Raw genomic sequence first — 9,350 nt, 5'->3', positions numbered from 1 at the left:
AAGCCCCTCCCCTTCAGGGGAGGGGTGAAAAGAGGGGCGCCATCGGGTGGTGGGCGATGGTGCCGGCGAGGTCGGAGCCTTTGCCTGTCCACCGGACATTAGAAACAAAAACGGACACTTCGTGCGGAGCGTTTTCAGTCGAGAGTGATTTCCCAATACGCTTGAGAAACTCTGCCTGCAGACTTTTGTCCTTGGCTACGACGAAAACTCTGCTCGCCCATTTCTGAATCGCGCTCAGATCGTAGGGGCTATCGGTCAGAAGTCGATTGACCGTTTGAAGTTCTACAGCTTCGTACTCGACCTCCGGCCCATAAGCCAAAGCCTGGTTGACCGGGATCGTCCACGGCGTTGTCGTCCAGATCACCGCATGCGCGCCGACCAGTTCGGGGATCGGGCTTTCGACGATCTCGAACGCGACATCGATCTGGGTCGAGACGATATCCTCATATTCGATCTCGGCCTCGGCGAGCGCGGTCTTTTCGACCGGCGACCACATCACCGGCTTGGCGCCGCGATAGAGCATGTCGTTCGCAGCGAATTTCAGCAGTTCGCGGACGATGGTGGCCTCGGCCTCATAATCCATCGTCAGATACGGATGATCCCAGTCGCCGCCGATGCCGAGGCGCTTCAGCTGCTCGCGCTGGGTGTCGACCCAATGCTGGGCATAGGCGCGGCATTCGGCGCGGAACTCCTCGACCGGAACCTCGTCCTTGTTGAGCTTTTTCTTGCGATACTGCTCCTCGACCTTCCACTCGATCGGCAGGCCGTGGCAGTCCCAGCCGGGCACATAGGGCGCGTCCTTGCCCTTCAGCGTCTGGGTGCGGACGACCATGTCCTTGAGGATATGGTTGAGCGCATGGCCGATGTGCATGTCGCCATTGGCGTAGGGCGGGCCGTCGTGGAGGATGAACTGGTCGCGGCCCTTGCGGCTCTCGCGGATTTGCCCCTCCAGATTGCCCTCGAGCCATTTGGCGAGAATCAGCGGCTCCTTCTGCGGCAGGCCGGCTTTCATCGGAAAGTCGGTCTTGGGCAGGAAGACGGTGTCGCGGTAGTCGCGCTGCTCGGCGGCGGAGGGCGTATCAGTCATGGTGGCGGCGCTTAGCGCAGATTCGCGTGCGCGCAAACCTCCACAATCATGCGTCGGCGCGGTGGGCCCCGGCTCCCGCCGGGGATCACCTTTGTCCGCACCGGAGCAATCTCTGCCGCAAGCCTATTTCTGCCTAGGCCGCAGCGCTGGCCCGAGATTGTAGATGTCGTCGATCCACACATAGCCGGTGAAGCTGGCGGGAACCTTGGTCAGCTGACCCACCTCGGACAGCCCCATGCCGCCCTTCTCGTCGCCGCGCGAGCCGGTGAGGAGGACGCGGGTGCCATGTTTCGCGGCGCGGTCCTGCAGGCGGTCGGGCCAGCCCCAATAGGCCCATTGAGTGTCGAGCGGCACCATGATCGTGCCCCCGACGCAGCTTGCCGGATACCAGCCCGACCAGGCGAATTTGATATAATCCGCGGTGCAGCGCTTTGCGGCGACGGGATCCATCGTCCACGCCTTTGGAGCCTTCGCGCGGATGATCTGCATAAGGCGCGCATTGCCGAAAAAGCCGAAGCGCGGATCATTGGCATCGATTCCGGCGCGCGCGAAGGCGGCGAGAACGAGGTCGGCCTCTTTCGGGTCGCGCGACTTGAAGTTGATCAGCAGCGAGGCGTGGCCGAGCGTGCCGAGCACCTCGTCGAGGCTGGGCATCAGGCCGACACCCTTGCCGCGCAGCGGGAAGGTCTGGCCGCCGTCGGCGGTGTAGCCATAACCGATGTCGAGCGCTTTCAATTCGGCCATCATGTGGTCGCGGATTTCGCCTTTGCCGTCGGTGCGGCAATCGAGCGTCCAGTCGTGGAAGACCGCGACCTGCCCGTCCTTGGTCGCCGCGACATCGAATTCGACCATGCCCGCATCGCGGCCGATCGCCGCCTTCATCGAGGGCAGGCTGTTTTCGATATAGTCATGCTCTGGCGCATGGATGCGCGCCGCGGTGCAGGTTTCGTCGGTGACGCCCGTGTGATCGAATAGCTGCGACACCCCGCGATGCGCGATCAGCACGCGCTTGCCCGTGGGGTCGGGGGCGAGCCAGCTCGCGTTGCTGAGCGTGAACCAGGCGACGACAAGCGCGAAGACCCAGAGCAGGATCTTCGTGCGCCGTTTCATCGGTTTTTTCTTCGGGCCTTCGAGCGCGGTCGCCCAATCTTCGCTGTCGGTCATCATTCCCCCCTTTTCCTCTCCCCTTGTGGGAGAGGGATGCGCAAGCTTGGCAGCTTGCTGCCTAGCTGAGCTGGGAGAGGGGTTCTGCCCTGTCGATAGCACACAACCCCTCTCCCGCTGCGACTAGCGAACAAGTTCGCAAGCCTCGCTACCCTCTCCCGCAAGGGGAGAGGGTTAGATGTGCGTCAGTAACCGCTTGGCTTCATCGCAATCCGCCGCGATCTGCGCCATCAGCGCGTCCATATCGTCGAATTTCGCTTCCGCGCGGATGAAGTCGTGGAAGGCGATGTCGATTTCCTGCCCGTAAAGGTCTTCGGAAAAATCGAAAAAATGCGGTTCGAGCAGTTCCTTGGGCGGATCGAAGCTCGGGCGGATGCCGAGGTTGGCGGCGCCTTTCAGGATGCGGCCGTCGGGGAGCTTTCCGGTGACGGCGTAGATGCCGTAGCGCGGGCGCAGATATTGGCCCATTTCGAGGTTCGCGGTGGGGAAACCGAGCAGGCGGCCGTTCTTGTCGCCGTGCTGCACGACGTTGCGTACGGTGAAGGGGCGGGTGAGCAGGCGTGCCGCGGTGGCGCAATCGCCCGCCTGCAGCGCCTCGCGGATGCGGCTCGACGAGATGACTTCCTCGTCGGCGTCGACGGGGGCCACCATTTCGGTGAAGAAACCGAGGCGGCGCGCATGGTCGGCGAGGGTGACGACATCGCCGCCGCGGCCCTTGCCGAAGACGAAGTCGGCGCCGGTGACGACGCCCGCGGCGCCATAGCGACCCAGCAGCAGTTCGGTGATGAAATCCTCGGCCGTCGTCGCCGCGAGCGCTGCGTCGAACGGCAGGACGAGCATCGCGTCGGCGCCCGCGGCGGCGAACAGCTCCTGACGCTGGTCGAGCGTGGTCAGGCGGAAGGGCGGGACGTCGGGTTTGAAGAAGCGCACCGGATGCGGATCGAAGGTCGCGACGATCGCGGGGCGGCCCTCGTCCTGCGCGTGGCGGACGGCACGGCCGACGACCGCCTGATGCCCGGCGTGAAAGCCGTCGAAATTGCCGAGCGCGATCACCCCGCCGCGTAGCGGGTCGTCGATGCGGGCGTGGCCGTCGAGGCGGATCATGGCATGTCCGATGACGACAAATGCCCCAGTTCCGTTTCCCCGAGCGAAGTCGAGGGGCTATGCCGAGCGAAGTCGAGGCTACGGCAGCGCAGCTTCTCGCTCCGCTCGAACGGGCCCCTCGTCTTCGCTCGGGGAAACGGGAAGGGTTGCGCCGTCAATTGTCGGCAGCCCGTTCGCGCGCCGGAGGTGTCAGGGGGACAAGCCCCGCGTGCAGCACGCGGATCGCGTTGCCGCCCATCGCGGCGCGGATTTCATCGTCGCTGAAGCCCGCGTCGATCAGCGCCTGTGTCACCTGCACCAGCTTCGACGTGTCGAAGCGCACCGTGGTCGCGCCGTCATAATCGCTGCCGAGCGCGACGTGGCTAATGCCGACGAGGTCGCGGACATGCTTCATCGCCTTTGCGATGCTCGCGGGCGAGGTGTCGCACACCGCGGCGTCCCAATAGCCGATGCCGATGAGGCCGCCGGTCGCGGCGACGCCCTTGATCTGGTCGTCGCTGAGGTTGCGGTTGACCTTGCACGTCGCCTGCACGCCGCCGTGACTGGAGACGACTGGGCGGCGCGCGATCTTGAGAATGTCGGCGACGCAGGCGTTCGAGCAATGCGCGATGTCGACGACCATGCCATATTCTTCCATCCGCTCGATAACCTGCCGGCCGAGCGGCGTGAGCCCGCCCTTCTTCAGCCCGTGCATCGATCCGGCGAGATCATTGTCGAAAAAATGGGTCAGCCCCGCCATGCGGAACCCCGCGTGGTAGAGCCGGTCGAGGTTGTCGAGCTTGCCTTCGAGGCCGTGCAGCCCCTCGATGCTGAGCATCGCGCCGACGGGCACCGCTTTGCCGCGGCGAGCAGCGAGCAGCGCGTCTATCTGGTAAGGGGCCGAGATTTCGTGGAGCTGGTTATTCGAAGCCACCGCAGCGCGTTTCAGTTTTTCGGCGTGCCACAGCGAGCGTTCGAGCAGCGAGTTCCACGTCCGCACCGGCTGGAGCTGCGCGATCACGAGGCTGGTGATATTGTCGGTGTCGCCGCTGTTGGCGTCGTAATTCTGACCCTTGGGCGATTTGGTCGTGCTCGCGAGGATTTGCAGCGCGACATGGCCTTCCTCGAGCCGCGGCAGGTCCATATGGCCGCGGTCGGCGCGGTCGAGGATGTCCCGCTTCCACAGCAAGCTGTCGCTGTGGAGGTCGACGATCGTCAGTGTCCGGTGCAGCGCCTTCGCGCGTTCGCTGACTTGCGGCAGCGGTTTGCCGTCGATCTGGTTCATCCCGCGCTCGAGCATGCCGGGGGCAATCGCGAAAAAGGCGAGCGCGGCGAGCGCGACGACGAGCAGGATGCCGATCAGCCAGCGACGCATCAGGGCTTTTTCCGCACCAGCGTGACGAAACTGTACGCCGGGCGGCCGGCGTCGTCTGCGGGATGATCCTCGCGCGCCGTCTCGTGCCAGTCGGCCGTCGCCGGATAGTCGATCGCCGCGTCGCCCTTGGGCTCGAGCGCGACGTCGGTCAGCTCGATGCGGTCGGCGAGCGGCAAGAAAAGGCGATAGATTTCGGCGCCGCCGATCACCATCACATGCGGGGCGTTCGCGAGCTTGAGTGCTTCCTCGATCGTCGCCACCGGCTCGGCGCCCTCGTCCTGCCATTCGGGATCGCGCGTAAGGACGATGTGACGGCGGCCTTCGAGGATGGCGGGCAGGCTGTCGAAGGTCTTGCGCCCCATGATCATCGGGCGGCCCATCGTGATTTGCTTGAAGCGGCGGAGGTCGGCAGGAAGGTGCCAGGGCATCTTGCCGTCGGCGCCGATCACGCCATTGGCGGCGCGCGCGAGGACGAGGGTGATTTCGGGACGGTTCATGCGGGACTGACTCCGACCCAGGTGGCATGGCCGAGCTTGCGGCCGTCGCGGACCTCGGCCTTGCCATAGTGATGGACGTGGCACGCGGGATCGGCGAGCAGGTCGGGCACCGTCTCGATCCCGCCGCCGATCAGATTGTGCATCACGACCGGAAGCGCGGCGGTTTCGGTGCTGCCGAGCGGCAGCCCGGCGACGGCGCGAATGTGATTTTCGAACTGGCTGACCACCGCGCCCTCGATCGTCCAATGCCCGCTGTTGTGGACGCGCGGCGCCATTTCGTTGAAGACGGGGCCGTCGGCCGTGGCGAAAAACTCGCCGGTGAGGACGCCGACATAGTCGAGGGTTTCGGCGATCTTTGCCATCAGCGCGCGCGCTTCGTCCTGCTGGTCGAGCACCGCTTGCGGTGGGGGCAGGGTCGAGGTCGCGAGGATGCCGTCCTTGTGGACGTTGACGGGCGAGTCCCAGAAGCGGATCTCGCCATCGATGCCGCGCACCAGAATGACCGAAAATTCATGCGCGAAGGTCACGAAACCTTCGAGCACCGCGGCGTGGCGGTCGATGCCGTCCCATGCGCCGTCGGCATCGGCGGCGGTCATGATCCGCGCCTGCCCCTTGCCGTCATAACCCATGCGCACCGTCTTGAGGATGGCGGGCGCGCCGATCTGTTCGAGTGCGGTGCCGAGCGCGGCGCGATCACGCACGCCGGCGAAGGGCGCGGGGCGGCCGCCAAGCCCGGCAACGAAATATTTTTCGGTCAGCCGGTCCTGCGCGATTTCGAGCCCTGCGGCACCGGGGCGGACCGCGACATGCCCCGAGAGGAAACGAACCGTGTCGACGGGCACATTTTCGAATTCATAGGTGACGACGTCGCACGCCGCGGCAAAGGCGGCGAGGCGCGGTTCGTCGTCCCACGCGGCCTGGCTGTGGTGCGCGGTGACTTCGGCCGCGACGCTTGTCGCGTCGGGGGCATAGATATGGACGCGGTAGCCGAGCTGCGCCGCTGCAACCGCGAGCATGCGGCCGAGCTGACCGCCGCCGAGGATGCCGATCGTCGAACCGGGGGAGAGCACCGGGGATCAGCCCTCGCGCACGGGGGTAGGGGCGACGCTGTTCGTTTGCGCTTCGCGCCACGCGTCGAGTTTTTGTGCCAGATCGGCATCAACATTCGCGAGCAGCGCGGCGGCGAACAGGCCGGCATTGGTCGCGCCCGCCTTGCCGATCGCAAAGGTCGCAACGGGGATGCCGCCGGGCATCTGGACGATCGAGTAGAGGCTGTCGACGCCGCTCAATGCCGCCGACTGGACGGGGACGCCGAGCACCGGCACGCGCGTCATCGACGCGACCATGCCGGGCAGGTGCGCCGCGCCGCCGGCGCCCGCGATGATGGCCTTCAGCCCACGGTCTGCCGCGCTTTTGGCATAGTTTACAAGGCGGTCGGGGGTGCGGTGCGCCGAGACGATCTGGACTTCGTGCACGATGCCGAACTCTTCGAGGATCTGGACCGCGTGCGCCATCGTTGGCCAGTCCGACTGGCTGCCCATGATTACGCCGACTTGCGGGGCGGTTTCGCCCATTCCAATCCCTCCTGCCCCGGCTTCATCGCGTGTGAATCGCCGCCGATCCCCCCTAGCGACTGCTTTGCGTGCGGGCAACGCCGCGCAATTCATACCGCCGCGTTTACCGATTGGTATCAAGTCGCGGCTAGGGTCGCCGCTCAATAGCCGTCGGCATTCGGCCGGGGATCGTGGGTAGGGTTCGGGGACGTTGAATGGATAGCGTAGGGGGGGCACGGATCGCGGTCGACCAGTTCGGCACCGTTTCCGTAGACTCCATCGAGGACCAGCTGCGTGAAATACGCCGGGAACGCGATGCATTGCGCCGCGAAAACCGCGTGTTGAAGATCGCCGTCGCCGAGCTCGAACGTGTGTCCGAGCGCGATACGCTGACGCCCTTGTTCAACCGCCGTTATTTCCTGACCGCGATCCATCACCGCATGGCGCGGTTCGAGCGGCACGCCGAACGCGCCGCGGTCGTCTTTATCGACGTCAACCAGCTCAAATATATCAACGACAGCTTTGGCCATGCCGCGGGCGATTTCGCGCTGATGGAGATCGCCAAGCGGCTCGCGGGCTCGATCCGCGCCACGGACGTTGCAGCGCGTATCGGCGGCGACGAATTCGGGCTGATCCTCGACCAATCGAGCGAGGATGGCGCGCGCGTGCAGGTCAACCGGTTGTGCGATGTGCTGACCGCCGCACCCGCCGAATATGACGGGCATTCGATCGCGCTGTCGGCGTGCTTCGGCGTCGCGATGCTGCAGACGGGGATGACCGAATCGGACATTTTGGCCGCCGCCGACCGCGACATGTATCGCAGCAAGCAGGGGCTGGGCGGGCTGCCGGGTCATAGATAACCCACGCTAACCGCGCGTTAACCAAAAAAGCGCATCATCCCCATGACGACAGGGGGGTAAGATGCGAAACCAGACCGACCCATATCTCGACATCCAGAACCGGATTACCGGCCAGATCGGTGCGCTGGCCGAAGCGCTGCCGCATTGCGCGCTCGCGCAGATCGTGCAGGGGATCGACGACATCCGCTGCCTGGCGCGCGACAACGGCTTTGCCGCGGTCGAGACGCTGGCGAGCCGGCTCGAATCGGCGGTCGCGGGGGGCGGTTATCGCGCCGCGATCCTGACCTATCTCGACGCGATGAGCGATGCGGCTGCCGTGCCGCAGGGGCCGCTGCCGTATGCCGCACAAGAAGCGTGGCTGGCGTCGGTTGCGGTCCGGCTGGGTCATTGACCGCGTCCGCCTGACAATTCAGATCTGACGTCATGGATGCAATCATGCTTGCGCTGGTGGCGGTGCTGCTCGCCAATGCCGACGGGCGCAGCGGGATCGCGCTGTCGCGGCTGGTGAGCGGGCGCAGCGACCGGCGCGTCACGGTCGGCACCGCTTTTGCGGCTTTCATCGTCAACGCGGTCATCGCCGCGGTTGCGGGCGCGATCGCCAACGGGATGATCGGGCAGGGGGTGGCCGCGCTGCTCGTCGCGCTCGCTATGCTGTCGGCGGCGGCCGCGCTGCTGTGGCGGGTGAAGCTTCTGCCCGATCCGGTCGCGGATGAGGCGCCGCCCGTGATATTGGCGAGCCGGATGCTCGCGAACCAGTTCGGCGACCGCAGCCATTTTCTGATCGGCGCGCTCGCCGCGACGAGCGGTGCGGGGCAATGGGCGGCCGCCGGCGGGCTGGTCGGCTGGACGCTGGCGATGCTGCCCTTCCTCGCCTTTGGCCCGGCGCTCGCCGAGCGGCGCGCGGCGCGGAACCTGCGCTGGGCGGCGGCGGCGATCCTGATTCTCTGGGGTCTGCGGACCGCGCTGGGGGCGTTCGGATTGATCGGCTGAGACGCTCGACTGGTTCGGTTTCATCGTTTTTGTCGATGAAGCTCACCCAAAGCTTCAATGGGAAAACCGCTCGCGGCTTCGCTATATCGGCGGGGCAACAGAAAGGATGCTCCCATGTCCGACAAGAATGACAATGCCCCCGCCGTCGCCGATGCGCTCAACGCGCTGCTCGCCGACAGTTTCGCGCTCTATCTGAAGACCAAAAACTATCACTGGCACGTCCAGGGGCCGCGTTTTCGCGAGCTGCATTTGCTTTTCGACGAGCAGGCGGCGCAGATTTTCGCGACGACCGACCTGATCGCCGAGCGTGTGCGCAAAAATGGCGCGCCGACGCTGCGCTCGATCGGCGACGTCGGCCGCCGCGCGTCGATCCGCGACGATGACAGCGCGGGCGCGGATGCCGAGGCAATGATCCGCACGCTGGCCGGCGATAACAAGACCCTTCTCGGGCAGCTCAAAGAGGTGAAGGCCGCGGCCGAAGCCGACGGCGACATTGCGACGAGCGGACTGGTCGACGGCTGGGCCGACGAGACACAGCAGCGGATCTGGTTTCTGGAGGCGACGCTGGGATATTGAGTGAAGCGGCTTTTGTCAGCTTTGGGGTGGTGAGCGGACGTACCGATCCTCCCCACTTGTGGGGAGGTGGCAGCGCGAAGCGCTGACGGAGGGGGCTGGCGCCCGCCCGCAACGTCGCTTCAGGCCGCCAACCCCCTCCACCACCTTCGGCGGTCCCCCTCCCCG

At 65.7% G+C, this 9,350-nt stretch carries 10 protein-coding genes and 1 pseudogene; 4 read left to right on the top strand and 7 right to left on the bottom strand.

All coding sequences use genetic code 11. The features are described from left to right. Positions 1-283 precede the first annotated feature (283 nt). From ACREBX_RS01970 to purE, 7 genes and pseudogenes are all read right to left on the bottom strand, one after another. Positions 284-1,087, bottom strand: a pseudogene (locus tag ACREBX_RS01970) (class I tRNA ligase family protein); the annotation flags it as partial. Positions 1,088-1,210: 123 nt separating this feature from the next. Next, positions 1,211-2,254 carry a glycerophosphodiester phosphodiesterase family protein gene (locus ACREBX_RS01965; protein ID WP_431560077.1) on the bottom strand — a complete coding sequence of 348 codons (1,044 nt, stop codon included), beginning with the start codon at positions 2,252-2,254 and terminating at the stop codon, positions 1,211-1,213. Between the two features lie 171 nt (positions 2,255-2,425). Further along, positions 2,426-3,355 (bottom strand): bifunctional riboflavin kinase/FAD synthetase, encoded by a 930-nt coding sequence (locus ACREBX_RS01960; RefSeq protein WP_431560076.1) that lies wholly within the window; start codon positions 3,353-3,355, stop codon positions 2,426-2,428. A 154-nt stretch (positions 3,356-3,509) separates the two neighbouring features. Then, on the bottom strand, positions 3,510-4,709 hold the full coding sequence (locus tag ACREBX_RS01955; RefSeq protein ID WP_431560075.1) for a dipeptidase: 1,200 nt from the start codon (positions 4,707-4,709) through the stop codon (positions 3,510-3,512). Next, a complete protein-coding gene (locus ACREBX_RS01950) occupies positions 4,709-5,206 on the bottom strand; it encodes a dihydrofolate reductase (RefSeq protein WP_431560074.1) in 498 nt (165 codons plus the stop codon). Before ACREBX_RS01950 ends, ACREBX_RS01955 begins: the two co-directional genes overlap by 1 nt. Then, entirely contained in the window at positions 5,203-6,276 is a 1,074-nt protein-coding gene (locus tag ACREBX_RS01945; RefSeq protein ID WP_431560073.1) for a 5-(carboxyamino)imidazole ribonucleotide synthase, read from the bottom strand. Before ACREBX_RS01945 ends, ACREBX_RS01950 begins: the two co-directional genes overlap by 4 nt. A gap of 6 nt (positions 6,277-6,282) precedes the next feature. Further along, on the bottom strand, positions 6,283-6,780 hold the full coding sequence (gene purE / locus ACREBX_RS01940) for a 5-(carboxyamino)imidazole ribonucleotide mutase (protein WP_431560072.1): 498 nt from the start codon (positions 6,778-6,780) through the stop codon (positions 6,283-6,285). Between the two features lie 194 nt (positions 6,781-6,974). On the opposite strand from purE, the gene ACREBX_RS01935 reads away from it, so the two are divergent. The 4 genes from ACREBX_RS01935 (at position 6,975) to ACREBX_RS01920 (ending at position 9,185) form a co-directional block, all read left to right on the top strand. After that, positions 6,975-7,619 carry a GGDEF domain-containing protein gene (locus ACREBX_RS01935; RefSeq protein ID WP_431560071.1) on the top strand — a complete coding sequence of 215 codons (645 nt, stop codon included), beginning with the start codon at positions 6,975-6,977 and terminating at the stop codon, positions 7,617-7,619. Positions 7,620-7,680: 61 nt separating this feature from the next. Further along, positions 7,681-8,010, top strand: coding sequence for a hypothetical protein (locus ACREBX_RS01930; RefSeq protein ID WP_431560070.1), 330 nt, complete (start codon positions 7,681-7,683; stop codon positions 8,008-8,010). Between the two features lie 44 nt (positions 8,011-8,054). Beyond that, entirely contained in the window at positions 8,055-8,609 is a 555-nt protein-coding gene (locus ACREBX_RS01925; protein ID WP_431560069.1) for a hypothetical protein, read from the top strand. 114 nt (positions 8,610-8,723) lie between these two features. Then, positions 8,724-9,185: a Dps family protein gene (locus ACREBX_RS01920; RefSeq protein ID WP_431560068.1), complete on the top strand. Its 462-nt coding sequence runs from the start codon at positions 8,724-8,726 to the stop codon at positions 9,183-9,185. Positions 9,186-9,350: the final 165 nt, after the last annotated feature.

The sequence above is a fragment of the Sphingopyxis sp. genome (assembly GCF_050725655.1).
Lineage (GTDB): Bacteria > Pseudomonadota > Alphaproteobacteria > Sphingomonadales > Sphingomonadaceae > Sphingopyxis.
This window is presented reverse-complemented; position numbering and strand designations above follow the sequence as displayed.

Coding starts and splice junctions, on each gene's coding strand:
- ACREBX_RS01965 (WP_431560077.1), bottom strand. CDS start 2,254: ATGATGACCGACAGCGAAGATTGGGCGACCGCGCTCGAAGGCCCGAAG.
- ACREBX_RS01960 (WP_431560076.1), bottom strand. CDS start 3,355: ATGATCCGCCTCGACGGCCACGCCCGCATCGACGACCCGCTACGCGGC.
- ACREBX_RS01955 (WP_431560075.1), bottom strand. CDS start 4,709: ATGCGTCGCTGGCTGATCGGCATCCTGCTCGTCGTCGCGCTCGCCGCG.
- ACREBX_RS01950 (WP_431560074.1), bottom strand. CDS start 5,206: ATGAACCGTCCCGAAATCACCCTCGTCCTCGCGCGCGCCGCCAATGGC.
- purE (WP_431560072.1), bottom strand. CDS start 6,780: ATGGGCGAAACCGCCCCGCAAGTCGGCGTAATCATGGGCAGCCAGTCG.
- ACREBX_RS01935 (WP_431560071.1), top strand. CDS start 6,975: ATGGATAGCGTAGGGGGGGCACGGATCGCGGTCGACCAGTTCGGCACC.
- ACREBX_RS01930 (WP_431560070.1), top strand. CDS start 7,681: ATGCGAAACCAGACCGACCCATATCTCGACATCCAGAACCGGATTACC.
- ACREBX_RS01925 (WP_431560069.1), top strand. CDS start 8,055: ATGCTTGCGCTGGTGGCGGTGCTGCTCGCCAATGCCGACGGGCGCAGC.
- ACREBX_RS01920 (WP_431560068.1), top strand. CDS start 8,724: ATGTCCGACAAGAATGACAATGCCCCCGCCGTCGCCGATGCGCTCAAC.